A 16,270-nucleotide genomic window follows, 5' to 3' on the forward strand; every position below is an offset into this window, starting at 1 on the left:
GAATACTAGCCGCGCGGGGCCTCCCGATAGTCCCTGTCCAGGATACTGTATATTTCGCGGCGGTCCGGCTTGCCGGTGCTGGTGAGCGGGAAGTCGGGCAGGATGCTCAACAGCTTGGGTGCCGCCGCCACGCCCAGGCGTTCGACGCAGAGGGCCCGCAGGGCCTCGCACAGCTCCGCGTTCTCGGCGGGAGCCCCAGCCGCGCCCTCGGCCGGGGGTACGAGCGTGAGGGCAGCCGCCACAGCGGAGCCCCAGCGCGCATCCGGCAGGCCGCACACGTGGGCCTCGCGCACGGCGGGGTGGCTCTCGAGAACCTCGGCTACCGCGCGAGCCGAAATTTTGACACCGCCGGTAATGATGATGTCGTCGCTACGCCCCAGCACACGCAGCAGGCACGGCTCGCCGGGAGTGTGAGCGCTCAGCAGGCCGTAGTCGTCGGTGCGGTACCAGCGGGTGCCGTCGGGGGCGGCGAAGAAATGCTCGGCGGTGCGGCCGGGGTCGTCCAGGTAACCCTGCGCCAGGTGTGCGCCGCTGATCCAGATGCGACCAACCCGCGCAGGCTCTTCATACGCCAGCTCCCCCTCGATATCCGGCACGCTCGGCATGCCTTCTTCGGGCACGAGCTCCACCCGCACGCCGGGTAGCACGGAGCCGGAGTAGACGCATCCGCCGGCGGTCTCGGCGCTACCGTAGGTGGTCACGACGTTGAGGCCCAGCTCGCCGGCGGCGGCGAGCAGGTCGGCGCTGGCGGGTGCGCCTCCGAGCAGAATCCCGGTAAATGAACGGAGCGCGGCGTGGATTTCTTCGCCCGTGCGCGGCTCGTTCCGTGCCGTCTCGAGAAGCTTATGCAGCTGGGTGGGCACGAGCGAAACAAAGCGACGGGTGGAGCTCAGCCGCTCGACCGCCCGCAGGAATACATCGGGGCTAAAGTGCACCGGCTCGGTCACGGAGCGTGCGATGACGGGCTCCGTCCCGGCGAGCACCGAGCGGGCCAGAACCTGGGCGCCCGCAACGTAGTGCGCGGGTAGGGCCAGAAGCCACTGGGAGGCTTCGTCTCCCGCGCTGCTGAAGAAGTTCTCGGTCGCCTCCGCGCTCGCCCGCAGGGCTCGGGCGCTCAGCGCGGTGTGTTTGGGGGTTCCGGTGGAGCCGGAGGTGCCCACGATCAGGGCGATGGATTCCTGATCGTCCCCCGCGAAGATTCGCCCGAAGGAGTCCAGGAGGGCCCGTGGGTCGGCGGGGCGATCGGCCCGCAAGCGTACCGCGTGAGGGTGCAGAGCGTCCTCCCCGGGTGCGGGTAGGGGGACGAGCCCGGGTACGGGGGTGTTAATCATGGAAAGTCCTTAGCGGCTGTTCGTAGCGGCTGTGTATCGGGGGTGGGAGAGGAAAGCGTCATGCGCTGGGGCGGCAACAACGCGCCAAACAACGCGCTGGAGCCGGATTCTTAGCTGAGGGTGTCAGGGTTGAATCCGGCTCCGAGCCTGTGCATCTGAAACTACTTAGAAGTAGTAGGGGTAGTTGGACCAGTCGGGGTCACGCTTCTGCAGGAACGCATCGCGGCCCTCCACGGCCTCGTCGGTCATGTAGGCCATGCGGGTGGCCTCACCGGCGAAGACCTGCTGGCCGAGCATGCCGTCGTCGGGCAGGTTGAAGGCGTACTTGAGCATACGGATTGCCTGCGGGGACTGGCGGGCGATGTGCGCCGCGTACTCCAGGCCCTTGTTCTCCAGCTCGGCGTGGGGAACCACGTCGTTGACCGCGCCCATTTCGTACATGCGCTGGGCGTCGTACTCCTTGGCGAGGAAGAAGATTTCGCGGGCGAACTTCTGGCCCACCTGGCGGGCGAGCAGCGCCGAACCGTAGCCGGCGTCGAAGGAGCCGACGGTTGCGTCGGTCTGCTTGAACTTGCCGTATTCTTCGGAGGCGATGGTCAGGTCGGCTACCACGTGCAGGGAGTGGCCGCCGCCGGCTGCCCAGCCGGAGACGAGAGCGATAACGACCTTGGGCATGGTGCGGATGAGGCGCTGCACTTCCAGGATGTGCAGTCGACCCGCGCGTGCCGGGTCGATGCTTTCGGCGGTCTCGCCGCTGGCGTAGTGGTAGCCGTCGCGGCCGCGGATGCGCTGGTCGCCGCCGGAGCAGAATGCCCAGCCGCCGTCCTTGGCGGAGGGGCCGTTGCCGGTAAGCAGCACGGTGCCTACGTTGGAGGTCATGCGGGCGTGGTCGAGGGCGCGGTAGAGTTCGTCCACGGTGTGCGGGCGGAATGCGTTGCGCACCTCGGGGCGGTCGAATGCGATGCGCACGGTGGGCAGATCGCGTACGATTTCGCCGTTTTCGTCGCGCTCAACCTGGCGGTGGTAGGTGATGTCGGTGAAGTCTTCGAAGCCTTCGACGACGCGCCAGTCGGCGGGGTTGAAGATGTCCGAGACCTTTTCGGGAAGTTGTGCAGTCATAGACCCTATTCTACGTTGCCCGGGCGTTGTCTGAGGCTGCGGCATGGGTTGCCGGGCATAGCGAATCAGGTTTGCCGAGCATAGAAGAAGACCCGGACCGCGTGTGTGCGGCCCGGGCCTTAGACGCTGGGCAAGAATCCTTACCCTGCTTTCGTTATGTGTAGGTTACTTGACCTTTGCGAGCTCCACCGCGCGGTCGAACTCTTCGTCAATGGCCTGGTTCTTCTTGTAGGTGACCAGGGAGACGATGATTGCGATCAGCAGCGCCGAAGCGAAGCCGGGAACCATTTCGTAGAGCACGGACTTCAGCGGGCTCTGACCCCACGCGAATGCCACAACGGCACCGGTAATCATGGAGGCGAGTGCACCCTGGGTGGTCAGCTTACGCCAGTAGAGGGAGAGCAGAACGGTCGGGCCGAATGCCGAACCGAAGCCCGCCCACGCGAATGCGACCAGCTGCAGAATGGAGCTGTTCGGGTTCCACGCCAGGGCACCTGCGACCAGCGCCACGATTGCCACGCCTGCACGGCCGAGCCACAGGGACTTGGAAGCGCTGAGCTTCTTCGAGGAGAAGATGCCGTAGAGGTCCTCTACCAGAGCGGAGGAGCACACGATCAGCTGCGAGGAGAGGGTGGACATAATTGCCGCCAAAACCGCTGCCAGAATCAGACCGGCGATGAAGGGGTGGAACAGAATCTGTGCGAGGTCCAGGAAGACCGACTCAGCGGTTTCCGGGTTGGTGAGGGACGCCTCGGGGTGGCGTGCAAAGTATGCGATACCCATGAACGCGCCGCTCAGTGCACCGAACACGGTCAGGACCATCCAGCTGATACCGATGCGGCGACCGGACTTAGCGTCTGCGGGGGTGCGCATTGCCATGAATCGCACGATAATGTGCGGCTGGCCGAAGTAGCCCAGACCCCATGCGAGGGACGAAACAATACCGGCGAAGGTGGTGCCCGCGAAGATGCTCAGCGCGTCGGGGCGTACCTGGCTGATGGACTCAACCACGGGGCCTACACCGCCGAGGTCAATGATGGTGATGACCGGAACGGCAATCAGCGCTGCGAGCATGAGCAGACCCTGAACCATGTCGGTGTAGGATGCGCCCATGAAGCCGCCGAAGAGCGTGTAGAACACGGTGATGCCTGCCAGCAGGAGCATACCGGTGTGGTATTCCTGACCGAAGGAGGACTTGAAGAACAGGCCGCCGGACACCATGCCGGAGGAGACGTAGAAGGTGAAGAACACCAGAATCACGACACCGGAGACGATGCGCAGCACGCGCTTGGTGTCCTTGAGGCGGTTGCTCAGGAAGACGGGGACGGTCACTGCGTCGCCGGCAACTTCGGTGTAGCTACGCAGTCGCGGTGCCACGAACTTCCAGTTGCACCATGCGCCGATGGTCAGGCCGACGGCGAGCCACGCCTGGGAGAGGCCGCTGAGGTAGACGGCGCCGGGCAGACCCATGAGGAGCCAACCGGACATATCGGAGGCGCCTGCTGAGAGGGCGGCGACGGTGGGGGAGAGCTGTCGCCCGCCCAGCACGTAGTCGTCGAGGCTGTTGTTTTTGCTATTTGCCCATAGGCCGATTGCGATCATGGCAACAAAATAAATCGCCAGCGCGATGACCTGGTATGTACTCGCGGCCATAATGTTCCTTCTCTCCTGGTGATAGTGTGCGCCTGTGTGTATTTATACGCTACCCCATAACTTTATGAGTGGCATAGGATACAGTCTAGGCTCTGAAGGGCTGAAAATAAAGTCTATTTGACGTTAAAGAGTTTGAGTCTATGGAATAAATATGTATTTATTGTTTAAATTCCATGGTCGTACACGTGGGGTGCTGTGGGAGCATGTGCGAAAAAGTGCCCGAAAAACCCCTGAAATTCAGGGTTTCGGGCACTTCGGTGCAAGAGATGCTACTGAAAAGCAACGCAAACGTTCAGAGCCGTATGCATCTGAAACGAATTAAACGAAAAATTTAAAAGCCGTTCGGAGTGTTGAACTGTTACACGACAATGTCACAGAGGCTTAGAGATCCCTCACGACCCACGGTTCAGTAGCCATACGAGCCGGGTCAAAACGCTCCAAAATCGCTGCCGCATTGGGCACCGGAACATCCGCCGAATGGGTGGAGCCATCGGCGTTATACACCGGAATAGACGCGGCAATCCACCCCAAAATCGTGGGGATTTCAACACCCGCCTCACGCAGCTGCGGCAGAGTCACCGCGCCGTCACGCTTCGCCAGACGCTTACCCTCCTCGTTCAGCGCCAGCGGCACATGCGCGTAACGCGGCTGCGCCAAACCCAAAAGCCGCGCCAAATACGACTGGCGGGGCGCAGAAGGCAACAGGTCATCGCCGCGCACAATCTGCTCAACGCCCACAAACGCATCATCCACCACGGAGGTCAGGTTGTAGGCGTAGGTGCCGTCATTACGCACCAGCACAAAATCATCCACCAGACCGGTGTAGGTACCGTAAAAATCATCCTGCACCGTGTAGCTTGTGCACTCGGCGCGCAGACGCAGAGCCGGCGGACGCTGGGCGCGGCGCTCCTCCCGCTGCTCCTTCGTCAGCTCGCGGCAAGTACCCGGGTATGCGCCCGGGGCACCGTGCGGGGCGCTTGACGCCTCCTGAATTTCGCGGCGGGTGCAGTAACACTCGTACACGAGGCCCGCCTCTCGTAGGTGCTGAACCGCCTGCTCGTAGGCGGCAAGGCGCGTGCTCTGATACAGCACGTCCGCTTCCTTGCTCTCGGTGCCTTCGCCGCCCTTGATGCGCTCTGCTGAAGCGCCGGGGCTGGCATCCCAATCCAGGCCCAGGGCCGCCAAATCAGCAATCTGGCGTTCCGCCGCGCCCGGGCGCACACGGTCCAGATCCTCCACGCGCAGGTAGAAGGGCTTGCCGCCGCGGCGCGCCATAGCCCACGCCAAAATAGCGGTACGCAAATTACCCAGGTGCAAATCACCCGAAGGGGAGGGGGCGTAGCGTCCGGTGCCGCTGGGGAACGGCTGTGCCGAAGTATGAGCGGCTGAGACGCTAGAAGAAGAGCTGGAGGAAGAAGTCATACTCCTATCCTATAGGGCGCGAATTTCTGGTTCCTGCTCAGATTCCCACGGGCTCCTCACTGACTGCTCACTGGCTCCTAACCGGCGCTGGATTAGTCGGGAGAATACGCTATCCGGCTAATCAATCTGTGGAGGTTGTCAAGCATCACGTATCAGTTGTCCGTAGAGGTGGAATTGTGCAGAATGATGCACTTTTATTGCCTTAGTCGTGTGCGATAGTGCAAAAATATGTTCCCCAGAAGGCGGAATAACCCCGCAAGCACCAAAAATTACAGTAGGGTTGTATTTATGGCTCGTACTATTGAACTCGCAGACGGCGTGTACCGTATTGCGACCGATAACTACCGACTGAACACCGGACTGGTCCTCGGACTGGAACGGGCACTTGTCGTGGATACCGGCGCAGGTCCCCGTCAGGCAACCGAAATTTATGATGAGGTTCGCCGTCTCACGCGCCTTCCTATCACCGTCGTAAACACTCATGGACACTATGAGCGTTTCTTCGGTAACGATGTTTTCGCGGCAATGGGTGCCGAAGAATTCTGGGCGCATCCTCGCGCCGCGCGTGCTATTCGTAAATACGGTGAGGCGCAGCGTCCCTACGTCGAGACGCTCGAACCGGAAATGGCGCACCACCAGGGTGCAGCCACCGATATTATTGTCCCCAACCGCCTGGTCGCCAACAGCGGTGACGGCATTACCTTTACCCCCATTGACCTGGGTGAGCGTAGCGCAACCCTCATGTACATGGGTCCCGGCCACACCGACGGCGACATTCTGGTCGGTATTGAAGATGTGCTCTTCATGGGCGGTCTGATTGAAGAGGGTACCGACCCCTACTTTGAGGATTCTTTCCCCGACCGTTGGATCGATACTCTCGGTGCGGTGCTCGAATTTGATCGCTACCGTGTGTTTGTGCCCGGTAACGGTGAGCCGGTGGACCGCACCTTCGTGGAGCGTGAACGTAACACCATGGTGACCGCTATTGAGTCGATTCGTTCCTCCACTCTGGACCGTGAGGATGAAGCAACTACCGCAGCAATGTATAAGCTGCCGTATGCGCCGGGTGCTACTCGCTTCCTGCTGGATCGTTTGGCTCAGCTGGAGAACGCACCGGTGGCGGCGTACCTCGATTCGGAGCACCCGGATACCAGTGGTTTCACGGGTCCGATTACTCTGGGTCAGGCATCGTACTAAACCCCGTATGCAATATGCCTCATGGGGCATAAATACAGGTGAGGGCTGGTTTCTGTGATAGAAACCAGCCCTCACCTTTTATATGCCCTCAGCTGTTTACCTTCAGCGAGGTGACGTTTTTAGCCCTGAACGTACTGGGCGCGCATTGCCTCGCAATCAGCCTTCAGGGAGGCGGGAACCTCGCCCATTGCCTCGCACAGCTGAACGAAACGGTGGCGCCAATCCAGGTGCTGCAGAGCCTGACGAATCTGTTGCTCACCCTGCGCCGGGGTCCAGCGGGAGGCGGCCTCGGCAACCTGCGCGAGGCCCGCACGAGCATCCGCGTGATCAATGTCGATGGTCGCGCCGTCCCAGAGAATCTCGCGTACGGTGGTCGTGTTCGGAACCTTGCCGACCACGGTCACACCCGAAGCCAGCGCATCGGTCCAACGACCGGTAATGTACTCCTTGGTCGGGTGGGTGTAGGGTGCCGGGCTCACCGAGGTGGAGAATGCCAGCAGGAACTTCGCGCGGTTCAGCGAATCCTGCAGGTGCTGAGCCGACTCGCGATCGTTCGCGCCGAAGAGCGGACGGCCCTCAAAGCTCAGACCCAGCTCACCGGCAAGGGCGGCGGTCGCCTCGTCATCCTCGTAGGCGGCGGGCTGACGACCCACACGCAGCAGGTCGGTGCTCTTCGACTCCAGCGCCGCCAGACGGTCGCTGAACTTGCTCCACACATCCGCACCCCAGGGCAGAACGCCGGGGGCCTTCACGCCCGCGGCAGTCCAGGGCTGAACATCGTCAACGTCCGCAACAAAAATGCGGTCGTAAGTGGAGGACTTCGCCACAGCGGGAATACGGTCATCCCAGAAGCTATCAATCACCCAGCCGTAAATCGCACCGTAGCGGCGGAACGCGAAGGAACGCTGTGAAATGGCGTACAGCTGACCGGGATCAGAAGCAATGACCAGGCAACGCTTGGAGCCGCCCTTAATGCGGGGCAGGCGTGCCAGAAGCTTGGTTTCCTTGCTGAGGGATGCGCCCACATCCACGGTGTGGACGGTGCCTCCGGTGTAACGGGCGAAAAGCTCCGCCATGGCGTGGACGGGAACCCAACCGGCTCCGGAGGGGACGGCAACAATAATATCGAGTGAGCTCATGAGAATCCTTGCGGCTACGCCCGCCGCATGCACCGGACTCACCGGGGTAAAACCCCTGGTCGAGCGCGGTATGCGTTAGCGGTGAGAGCGTGAATGTTGATCAATGATAGATAGGGTGCCTTGAGTCAGCAGGTGCGCAGGAAAACGCGAAGGTAACGGCGAGTGAAACCGCTACGACCGGCTAACTTTTAGAGCCACGGAAGGCTACGGCACGGATAGTTTTCAGTATATCGGTCAACCCCGCGCGCGGGGCATAGCCTGCAGCCTTTAGAAACGGCTTTAGGGTGTGTGAATGCGCACCTCAATACCCGACTCGGTGCCGAAACCGGCGGCCATGCGTGCCAGGTCAGTGTTCGGTGCGGCGGCGACCGTGAAGAAACGGTCCACGGCGGCACTGAACTGCGCCTGACGAGCCATATCGCCGTGTTCAAGGGTCGTGAAAATACCGCCGCCGGCATCGTCGAAGACCTCAACGCGCAGTTCGGGCAGAAGCTCCGTGCTCGGCAGGTTCAGTGACGAAACATCGTGCTGGAAGGTCAGATCACCGCACAGCAGGGTCACCGGCAGAGCGGCACCACCAACGACCGGGCGGGAGTTCTCATCCACACCGGCGGGGTAGTAGCCCGACAGGGACACGCCAATAGCGGTCGCAATCGTGCCGTCAATACCCGCCAGACCGCGGTTCGCAAACACGCGTGCGGGGGCGGGCTCACCCAGGGCGGGGGCTGCCGCATCCAGGTCGCGCACCAGGTTCGAGGAACCCAGCACCATGAGGCGACGCTGAGCCACCGCGTCCTTCCAGACACGGCGTGCGTAGGAGCGGCCAGCGGTGCGGTTGCGGTAATCGGTGTAGTCTACGGAACCTGCAGAATCAGAGTGCTCGTAGGCGGCAATGGCGCGCAGGCACTCATCCTGCAGTTCGCGGGCGGGCTCAACCCACTGCTGTAGCCAGCTCAGCTCGTCAGCCGGTTCAGCAGCAACAGCGGAGGCGCACGCAAACTCGGCAAGCTCATGCGGGGTAGACAGTTCCACGAAGGAGCGAGCGCCCGGCTCGTACCAGCTGGCGCGGCGCGGCGCGTAGAACGCACACTGAATATCTGTGCGTTCGAGCAGCGCCGTAATCGGGCGTGAGAGCGTCGGGTGTCCGAAGAGCACTACACGCTCAATCTGTGCGGCGGGTGCGAACGAACCATCGCCGAGCAGCTGCGGATAGTGGGGGATAGAGGTCACGCCGTGGCGCGCCTCGGAGGAAGGCTCCGCGAACAGCGGCAGGTTCAGCACGCGCGCGAACTCAGCCGCGAACTCGCCGGCACCGTCGGCGGCAACCACCACGGTGCGGTGCGCCGGGGTGAACTCCGCCAGGTCCGCCTGCGCCTCCAGGGAATCCAGGAGCCAACGCTGCTCGGCACTGGAGAGCCCCGAACCCTCGGCACGGGCGGCGCGGGCGCGGCCCTCAGCTTGCGGGTCGTAATCCTCCAGCAGGCTCTGCGCCCACTGCGGCAGCATCTGCGCAAAACGGCCAGAGGGGGTCAGCGGCGTATCAAAACAAATATTCAGGTGCACCGGGCCAATCGGCTCAGCCGACTGCTTGCGCCAATGCTCGGCGCTACGACCGGTCAGCGCGTTCAGGCACGCCGCAAAAGCCTGAGTCTGCTCGCCCTCAACCTGCTCCGGGTAGGAGGTCAGATCGGCTTCAGCACGCACAAAAGGATGGAAGAAACTCGCCTGGCGGGTCGTCTGATTAACGCCGCTACCGCGCAGACGCTCCGGGCGGTCAGCGCTCAGCACCGCCAGAGGCACGCCGGCGTGGTACGCCTCCATGACGGCTGGCATGTACTCGCCCAGCGCCGTACCGGAGGTGCACACCAGGCCCACCGGCTGACCGGATGCCTTCGCAATGCCCAGGGCGGTAAAGGCTGCACTTCGCTCGTCCACGCGCACGTGCGCAATGAGTGCGCCAGCTTCAGCGGCGGCGGCAATTGCGTAGGCAAGAGGCGCACTGCGGGACCCCGGAGACACGACAACATGCCGCATACCGGCACGAATCAGCGAGTCGAGCACGGATACTGCGGTGAGCATGGCGGGGGTTGAGCGGTTTTCAGTCACCGTACCATTCTAATGCCGCGGGCTTTTTCCTTCAGTTTTGGTTACCCTTCACGACCTCATCGTTGCAGTGCTAACCGTTACAGATCAGCGGTGCGTTCCAGAACGCGGTAGCAGGCAGTGACGCGTTCCACCCACCACTGGCGGGTCTGCTCATCGGTGGCGAGACGCTCCAGGCGCTGCGGACTGGGGGTGATGGCGCGCAGATCCATGAACCCATCGCGGGCAATGAGCGGCTCGTCGGTCACATCCTCAGCCATGAGGGAGACCGTGCCCAGGCCGCACCCGTACCTCAGGGTCGGCAGGGAAGCCGCCAGGGATGCACCGGTGGCGATACCCACCGAAGACTCCAGTGCAGAAGAAACCACCGCCGGCAACTGTGCCTGCTCCACTAGTGCGAGGGCACGACGCACACCGCCCAGCGGCGCCGCCTTAATAACCATCAGGTCGGCGGCGTTCGCGCGAGCCACCTTCAGCGGGTCTTCCGCCTTGCGGATCGACTCGTCCGCGGCAATGCGGGCGGGTAGCCCCTCCTTGGCGATAGCAAAGCGGAGCGCCGCCATATCCTCAATGGTTGCTACCGGCTGCTCAGCATAAATAATGCCGTACTCGCAGAGCTTACGCAGCGCCTCGAGGGCACCGGCGAGGGTGTAGCCCATGTTCGCATCCACCTTCAGGCGTGCATTCGGGAGTGCATCTCGTGCCGCCGCCACGCGCGCAACGTCATCGGCGAGGCTCTGACCCTTCTCCGCCACCTTGATTTTGAGTTCCTGAATCTCACCCTCGTACTTGGCGAGCACCTCCGGCACACGCTCGGCGGGTACCGCAGGCAGGGTCGCATTCAACGGGATGCGCGTACGCACCGGCTCCGGTGTTGGCAGCCACGCCGCCTCCAACGCGCAGGCGAGCCACGCGGCAGACTCCTGCGCACCGTACTCGAGGAAGGGCGCGAACTCACCCCAACCGTGCGGGCCGCGAATCAGCGCGCTCTGGCGGCTATTGACCCCGCGGAAGGTCACGGTCATCGGAATTTCGACCATGAAAAGGTTCTCCAGAACCTCCTGCAGAGGCGGCAGGGGAGTGTTCGTGAGGCGAAAACCGTAGCCGAGAGGCGGCACGCTCATGCTGGTATCCAAGGTATCTACCCTTCTTCGATGCGCTATGAGCTCACCATAGCATTCCACTCTGACGCGGGTGCGCTCGCAACCCGTTTCGCATTCTCTGGAAACTCTCAGGTTGTGGTCGAAAAAACTTTAGTTTTTCATAGCTTAACCTGGGATAGTAGGTAGTTATTCGCCCGATGGCTCGAACGATGTTGCGCGCGATGCGGCAGCTTGGGGGCTGTCGCTTTGACAGCGGACATCGGCGGGCTCGGGGATATCTAACAGACATGAGGGCAAGAAGGTACGAAGGGTTATGAAGAAGAAAACACCGGCAAATACATCGGGTTCGGAAAACTCCGGTTGGGAGAGCTCCGAAAAGCTTGATGCTACCAGTGTGCTTCGCCCCGCTGATGTGCATGCAGCCGCCGCTGATAACGCGCCGACTACGGTATTTTCCTCTGACGAGACGCAGGTGCTCTCCGATTATCAGGACGCTACCAAGGTTCTCAACGCCCACGAGACTGTTGCGCCCGCTGATTCTGAAGACTCTACGGAAGTTATTGGCGCGACCCGCCCTCTGCCGTGCGCCTACCGCGCCCCCATTCAGATACCTGAGACGATTCCCTCGCCGCAGGAGCGTGCCTCCCAGGGGCACTACAGTGCGGATGAGCCGATGCAGGCTACGCGTCGCCTTGACCCGCCGAGGCCTCCCGTAAGCGGTTACCCGCTGAACGCCAATATGGGTGCGGGACACATGGGTGCTGCTCAGATGGGAGCCGCGCAGATGGGGGCTGAACAGATAAGCGCCCAGAAGCCGCTTCCCCAGCGTGTGCCGCCGCAGGCACCTCAGCAGGTACCTCAGCAACCGGTGGCGTACCCTCCTGAGGCGTATCCTGCCGCGGCTTATCCGAACGGTGCGTATGTTCAGACCGGTCAGGTTCCCGTGGATGCTTCGGGCCGCCCAGTGAATCGTCCAGGTGAGGGAGAAATCATGCATCTTCCGAGTACCGGCGTTCTGATGCGCCACATTATGGCGCTGCTGTTCCTGGGGCTGTCTCTGTACGGTGCGTTCGCGTTCTTTATTTATACGGCGACCGGTCAGCAGGTTGATGAGCAGGCGTACACCGAGTACGCGCACCAGTTCAAGAGTTACCGCGGCCCGACCCTGACTGCCCTGGATTCTTTGCCCACGATTGTTGGCGTAATCGCGGTGCTGGGTCTGATTGCGGTGCTGATTTGGAAGCACCGTTTCCTACCGTCACTGATTGGTGTGCTGGTGGGTGCGGCTGCGGTGACGAGCACGTACCTGCTCAAGCACTACCTGATTGTGAAGCCCGACCTGGGCGTTCAGGAGGCACTGAGTAACTCGGCACCCAGTGGCCACACGACCTTCGCGGCGGCGGCGGGTGCAGCGCTCTTCCTAGCGGCGCCTCGCTTCTTGCGACCCACGGTGGCGCTGTGTGCGGCGTTGGCAACCTGCCTGACGGGTGCCTCCACGATTATTAACGGTTGGCACCGCCCGGCGGATGTTGTGACTGCTATTCTGGTCACCGCAATCTGGACCGTTGTGGGTATGGGCGTGCTGCGTTATGTGCGTCCGGCAGATTTTGCGGTGCCTGCGCGTGGCGGTTTGGTGCTGGTGCCGTTGATGACGATTGCGACGCTGTTCCTGTCGTTCTGCGCGGTGATCCTGTATCTGATTGCGATTTTTGCGCCGATTCCCGGTGGTGCGTTTACCGCGGCGACCTGCATGATTATTGCGGTGAGCTTTGGTACGACGGCGCTGATGGTGAATCTGCTGCGTTCGCGTAATAGTAATCGCTCCGCCTATTCGAAGGTGTGGAGCTACCAGTAAATGTTGTTCCCCTCCCTGCACGGGGTGTTCCAGCTCGGTGTGAGCTGAGGCATTGTCCCGGCGCGGGGAGGGGAATACAATATAAGAAATTTAGTATTTTTAATACCAATATTAGGGAGGGGGTTGCGCACCCCCTTTCACTCACCCCTGAAGAGAAAGGTGCGTACCATGGCAGGTACCCATAAAGGCCGAGTCCTCGTATTCCCCCAGCTCACCGAAGCGCTGACCCCCTTTGAAGATAAGCCCCAGGCTCGCAAGATTGTTGATGCCGACGGCGGCAACCTGACCCTCATGGAACTGGCGGCAGGCCAGTCCTGGCACGAGCACCACAGCGTGCACCCCATCTTCGTTCAGGTCCTCAAGGGTGAGGTGATTTTCCACGTGAAGGACCGCGACATCACCCTGGTTCCGGGCAAGCCGATTCACGTGACCGCCAAGCTGCTGCACTCCCTGCGTGCCGTGAAGGACTCCACCCTGCTGGTGACCATGCTGACCGGTGAATCGCACCCCGAACCCAAGGTCAACATTGACGTCGAAGAGGTCTAAACCCCAGCCTCAAAACCCCTGACCCCAAAACCCCTGACCCCAAAACATTAGCTCGCCGCCGCATCTGCACCGGATGCGGCGGCGAGCTTTTTATCTGCTTTTCGGCGCTCACATATGCCGGCAAGAATACCCTCACGCTACGCCCTGAGCTTTCTGCACGCCGGTTCACCCCGCGCGGGCGTACCCTGAGAAGTACACTCCCGCTAACACTTCAGGGAGCAACCCGAAAGGATGCGCAATGCCCAAGTCTCTGCAACGCCCCGTTGTTCTTCTCACCGGCGCCAGCTCCGGTATCGGCTACGATGTGGCGCCGCTACTGGTGCGCTACGGTTACACCGTCTACGGTGCCGCCCGCCGCGTTGAGAAGATTGAAGAGCTTGCCTCCGAGGGCGTGAAGGCGCTGAGCATGGACGTTACCGATGAGGCATCCATGGAAGCCGCTGTGCAACAGATCATTGATGCAGAAGGCCGCATTGACGTGCTCATCAACAACGCGGGCTACGGCTCCTACGGCGCCATTGAAGATGTGTCTATCGACGAGGCACGCCGCCAGTTCGAGGTGAATCTCTTCGGCCTGGCGCGCCTCACCCAGCTTGTGCTGCCGCATATGCGCGCACAGGGTAACGGGCGCATCCTGAATATCTCCTCGATGGCGGGGCGTATTACCATGCCCCTCGGGTCCTGGTACCACGCCACCAAGTACGCCCTCGAGGCGTTCAGCGATGCACTGCGTATGGAAGTTGCAGAGTTCGGTATTGACGTGGTCATTATCGAGCCCGGCGGCATCAAGACCCCCTGGGGGCTTATCGCGGCAGACCACCTGGAGGAGTCCTCCCGAAATGGCGTCTACGCGGCTCAGGCGCAGCGGGTTGCGGCAAATATGCGTAAGCTCTACTCGCCCTCCTCCAACCTCTCGGAGCCGAAGGTTATCTCTAAAACTATTCTGCGAGCCCTGGAGGCGCGCCGCCCCAAGACCCGCTACCTCGTGGGTTTCGGAGCCAAACCCTCCGTGTTCCTGCATACCGTGCTGCCCGATCGTCTCTTCGACAAGGTGGCGCGCCGCATCTTCTAGGGCCGGAACAGCCGCGAACTAGAGCATTAAAATGCGGGCGGTGCTGCGCGAAACAGAATGTTTCGTACAGCACCGCCCGCTACGTTTTTCAAGAGCTAGTACTAGTCTACTACGGCGTGGGTCGGATCGAGCACGCGCGCCAAGAAAGCCTGAGTACGTTCGTGCTGGGGGTTGCCAATCACCTGATCGGCGGGGCCCTCCTCCACGACCACACCATCTGCCATGAAGACGACCTTATCGGCGACCTCGCGGGCGAACGCCATCTCGTGGGTCACCACGATCATGGTCATGCCCTCGTCAGCCAGGTTACGCATAATGCTCAGAACCTCGCCGACCATCTCCGGGTCGAGCGCACTGGTCGGCTCGTCGAAGAGCATCAGGTCCGGGTGCATGGACAGCGCACGCGCAATAGCCACACGCTGCTGCTGACCACCGGACAGCTGAGCCGGGAAGCGGTCTTCCTTGCCCTCCAGACCAACCTTCGCGAGCTGCTCGCGGGCAACCGCCTCCGCCTCAGCCTTGGAACGGCCCAGAACCTTAATCTGAGCGATCGTGCAGTTATCCAGAATGTTCAGGTGACCGAACAGGTTGAACTGCTGGAACACCATACCCATGTGGGTACGCACGCGGTTAATGTCTACGTCCGGGTCGGTGACCTCGGTATCGCCCACCATGATGGTGCCGTCGTTCGGCTCCTCTAACAGGTTCACGCAACGCAGCAGGGTGGACTTACCGGAACCCGAAGGGCCGATGAGGCACACGACCTCGCCCGGCTCGACCTGCATGTCGATGCCCTTGAGAACCTGAACCTTGCCGTAAGACTTGTGCAGGTTAGAAATGCGCACCGAGGAGGCGGCCATGGATGAAGTTGAAGCAGTCATAGTATCTTCCGTAATCCGTATCTGTCGTTGCGCTTACTTGCGGCCGGTCAGCTGGGTGCGGCGCTCAAAGTATGCGGAGAGCTGGCCCAGCGGAACAGTGATGATCAGGTAGCACAGGCCCGCAACCACCAGGGGAGTCAGGCCCGCGTTAGCGGCGGTCAGGCCTTCACGACCGAACTTCGCCAGCTCGTACTGCGAGACGGTCACGCCCAGCAGGTACACGAGGGAGGAGTCCTTGGTCAGCAGGATAACCTCGTTGGTCAGCGGGGGCAGAACCACGCGGAACGCCTGAGGAATAATGATCGAAATCATCGCGCGGGTGTGGGACATACCCAGCGAACGTGCCGCCTCCATCTGGCCCTTCGGGATTGCCTGCAGGCCTGCGCGCAGCACCTCGCTGATGTAGGCTGCCGAAACCATACCCAGCGACAGGGTCACCGGAATCAGGTTATCCACGAAGCGGATCTTGAACGCCAGCGGAATACCGTAACCGAACGCGAAGAAGACCAGCAGCGCCGGGATACCTCGGAAAAGCTCCACGTACAGGGTCGCAATCCAACGGTAAGGCGCGATGGAGGAAATACGCATAAGTGCCAGTAGCAGGCCACCGGAGAGGCCCACAGCGAAGCCCAGGGCGGTGTACAGCAGGGTGTTCTTCAACGCCACGGTAATGACGTCGGGGAACTGCTGAGCCGCAACGTCCAGGTTGAATACCTGCTGGCTGAGGGTCTTCCAGTCAGCCAGAAGAATGGCTGCCAGGGCGATAACTGCCAGAAGGGCGTACTGTGCGTAGCGGAAGAGCTTCTGCTTCTGACGGGGTGAGAGTTTAGAGGACATGCGCTTTCTTAT

At 61.7% G+C, this 16,270-nt stretch carries 13 protein-coding genes; 4 read left to right on the forward strand and 9 right to left on the reverse strand.

Going from position 1 to position 16,270, the window contains the following annotated elements; genetic code table 11:
- Positions 1-5: 5 nt before the first annotated feature.
- The 4 genes from RWL87_RS07615 to gluQRS form a co-directional block, all read right to left on the reverse strand.
- Positions 6-1,331 carry an AMP-binding protein gene (locus RWL87_RS07615; protein ID WP_313969455.1) on the reverse strand — a complete coding sequence of 442 codons (1,326 nt, stop codon included), beginning with the start codon at positions 1,329-1,331 and terminating at the stop codon, positions 6-8.
- Positions 1,332-1,496: 165 nt separating this feature from the next.
- Entirely contained in the window at positions 1,497-2,450 is a 954-nt protein-coding gene (locus RWL87_RS07620) for a 1,4-dihydroxy-2-naphthoyl-CoA synthase (protein WP_313969456.1), read from the reverse strand.
- Between the two features lie 165 nt (positions 2,451-2,615).
- Positions 2,616-4,103: a sodium/proline symporter PutP gene (gene putP / locus RWL87_RS07625; protein WP_313969457.1), complete on the reverse strand. Its 1,488-nt coding sequence runs from the start codon at positions 4,101-4,103 to the stop codon at positions 2,616-2,618.
- A 381-nt stretch (positions 4,104-4,484) separates the two neighbouring features.
- Positions 4,485-5,525 (reverse strand): tRNA glutamyl-Q(34) synthetase GluQRS, encoded by a 1,041-nt coding sequence (gene gluQRS / locus RWL87_RS07630; RefSeq protein ID WP_313969458.1) that lies wholly within the window; start codon positions 5,523-5,525, stop codon positions 4,485-4,487.
- 288 nt (positions 5,526-5,813) lie between these two features.
- Between gluQRS and RWL87_RS07635 the strand changes: the two genes are divergently transcribed.
- Positions 5,814-6,722: an MBL fold metallo-hydrolase gene (locus RWL87_RS07635; RefSeq protein ID WP_049341038.1), complete on the forward strand. Its 909-nt coding sequence runs from the start codon at positions 5,814-5,816 to the stop codon at positions 6,720-6,722.
- 119 nt (positions 6,723-6,841) lie between these two features.
- Here the strand turns inward: RWL87_RS07635 and RWL87_RS07640 are convergent, their stop codons facing one another.
- The 3 genes from RWL87_RS07640 to RWL87_RS07650 all read right to left on the reverse strand — a co-directional run bounded on the left by RWL87_RS07640 (position 6,842) and on the right by RWL87_RS07650 (position 11,088).
- Positions 6,842-7,861: a glycosyltransferase gene (locus RWL87_RS07640; protein ID WP_313969459.1), complete on the reverse strand. Its 1,020-nt coding sequence runs from the start codon at positions 7,859-7,861 to the stop codon at positions 6,842-6,844.
- Positions 7,862-8,140: 279 nt separating this feature from the next.
- Complete coding sequence (menD, locus tag RWL87_RS07645) at positions 8,141-9,967, reverse strand: 2-succinyl-5-enolpyruvyl-6-hydroxy-3-cyclohexene-1-carboxylic-acid synthase (RefSeq protein WP_313969460.1); 1,827 nt, start codon at positions 9,965-9,967, stop codon at positions 8,141-8,143.
- A 77-nt stretch (positions 9,968-10,044) separates the two neighbouring features.
- Positions 10,045-11,088 carry an o-succinylbenzoate synthase gene (locus tag RWL87_RS07650; protein WP_313969461.1) on the reverse strand — a complete coding sequence of 348 codons (1,044 nt, stop codon included), beginning with the start codon at positions 11,086-11,088 and terminating at the stop codon, positions 10,045-10,047.
- Between the two features lie 292 nt (positions 11,089-11,380).
- On the opposite strand from RWL87_RS07650, the gene RWL87_RS07655 reads away from it, so the two are divergent.
- From RWL87_RS07655 to RWL87_RS07665, 3 genes are all read left to right on the forward strand, one after another.
- Complete coding sequence (locus RWL87_RS07655; RefSeq protein ID WP_313969462.1) at positions 11,381-12,922, forward strand: phosphatase PAP2 family protein; 1,542 nt, start codon at positions 11,381-11,383, stop codon at positions 12,920-12,922.
- 168 nt (positions 12,923-13,090) lie between these two features.
- Positions 13,091-13,468, forward strand: coding sequence for a cupin domain-containing protein (locus RWL87_RS07660; protein ID WP_313969463.1), 378 nt, complete (start codon positions 13,091-13,093; stop codon positions 13,466-13,468).
- A gap of 238 nt (positions 13,469-13,706) precedes the next feature.
- Complete coding sequence (locus tag RWL87_RS07665; protein ID WP_313969464.1) at positions 13,707-14,540, forward strand: oxidoreductase; 834 nt, start codon at positions 13,707-13,709, stop codon at positions 14,538-14,540.
- Between the two features lie 101 nt (positions 14,541-14,641).
- Here RWL87_RS07665 and RWL87_RS07670 read toward each other — a convergent pair whose 3' ends face one another.
- Complete coding sequence (locus tag RWL87_RS07670; protein ID WP_012902969.1) at positions 14,642-15,421, reverse strand: amino acid ABC transporter ATP-binding protein; 780 nt, start codon at positions 15,419-15,421, stop codon at positions 14,642-14,644.
- Between the two features lie 33 nt (positions 15,422-15,454).
- Positions 15,455-16,258, reverse strand: coding sequence for an amino acid ABC transporter permease (locus RWL87_RS07675; RefSeq protein ID WP_070680093.1), 804 nt, complete (start codon positions 16,256-16,258; stop codon positions 15,455-15,457).
- Positions 16,259-16,270: the final 12 nt, after the last annotated feature.

Origin of the sequence: uncultured Rothia sp. (assembly GCF_963555405.1) — a bacterium.
Lineage (GTDB): Bacteria > Actinomycetota > Actinomycetes > Actinomycetales > Micrococcaceae > Rothia.

Coding starts and splice junctions, on each gene's coding strand:
- RWL87_RS07615 (WP_313969455.1), bottom strand. CDS start 1,331: ATGATTAACACCCCCGTACCCGGGCTCGTCCCCCTACCCGCACCCGGG.
- RWL87_RS07640 (WP_313969459.1), bottom strand. CDS start 7,861: ATGAGCTCACTCGATATTATTGTTGCCGTCCCCTCCGGAGCCGGTTGG.
- RWL87_RS07635 (WP_049341038.1), top strand. CDS start 5,814: ATGGCTCGTACTATTGAACTCGCAGACGGCGTGTACCGTATTGCGACC.
- RWL87_RS07660 (WP_313969463.1), top strand. CDS start 13,091: ATGGCAGGTACCCATAAAGGCCGAGTCCTCGTATTCCCCCAGCTCACC.
- RWL87_RS07655 (WP_313969462.1), top strand. CDS start 11,381: ATGAAGAAGAAAACACCGGCAAATACATCGGGTTCGGAAAACTCCGGT.
- RWL87_RS07675 (WP_070680093.1), bottom strand. CDS start 16,258: ATGTCCTCTAAACTCTCACCCCGTCAGAAGCAGAAGCTCTTCCGCTAC.
- RWL87_RS07620 (WP_313969456.1), bottom strand. CDS start 2,450: ATGACTGCACAACTTCCCGAAAAGGTCTCGGACATCTTCAACCCCGCC.
- RWL87_RS07650 (WP_313969461.1), bottom strand. CDS start 11,088: ATGAGCGTGCCGCCTCTCGGCTACGGTTTTCGCCTCACGAACACTCCC.
- gluQRS (WP_313969458.1), bottom strand. CDS start 5,525: ATGACTTCTTCCTCCAGCTCTTCTTCTAGCGTCTCAGCCGCTCATACT.
- putP (WP_313969457.1), bottom strand. CDS start 4,103: ATGGCCGCGAGTACATACCAGGTCATCGCGCTGGCGATTTATTTTGTT.
- RWL87_RS07670 (WP_012902969.1), bottom strand. CDS start 15,421: ATGACTGCTTCAACTTCATCCATGGCCGCCTCCTCGGTGCGCATTTCT.
- RWL87_RS07665 (WP_313969464.1), top strand. CDS start 13,707: ATGCCCAAGTCTCTGCAACGCCCCGTTGTTCTTCTCACCGGCGCCAGC.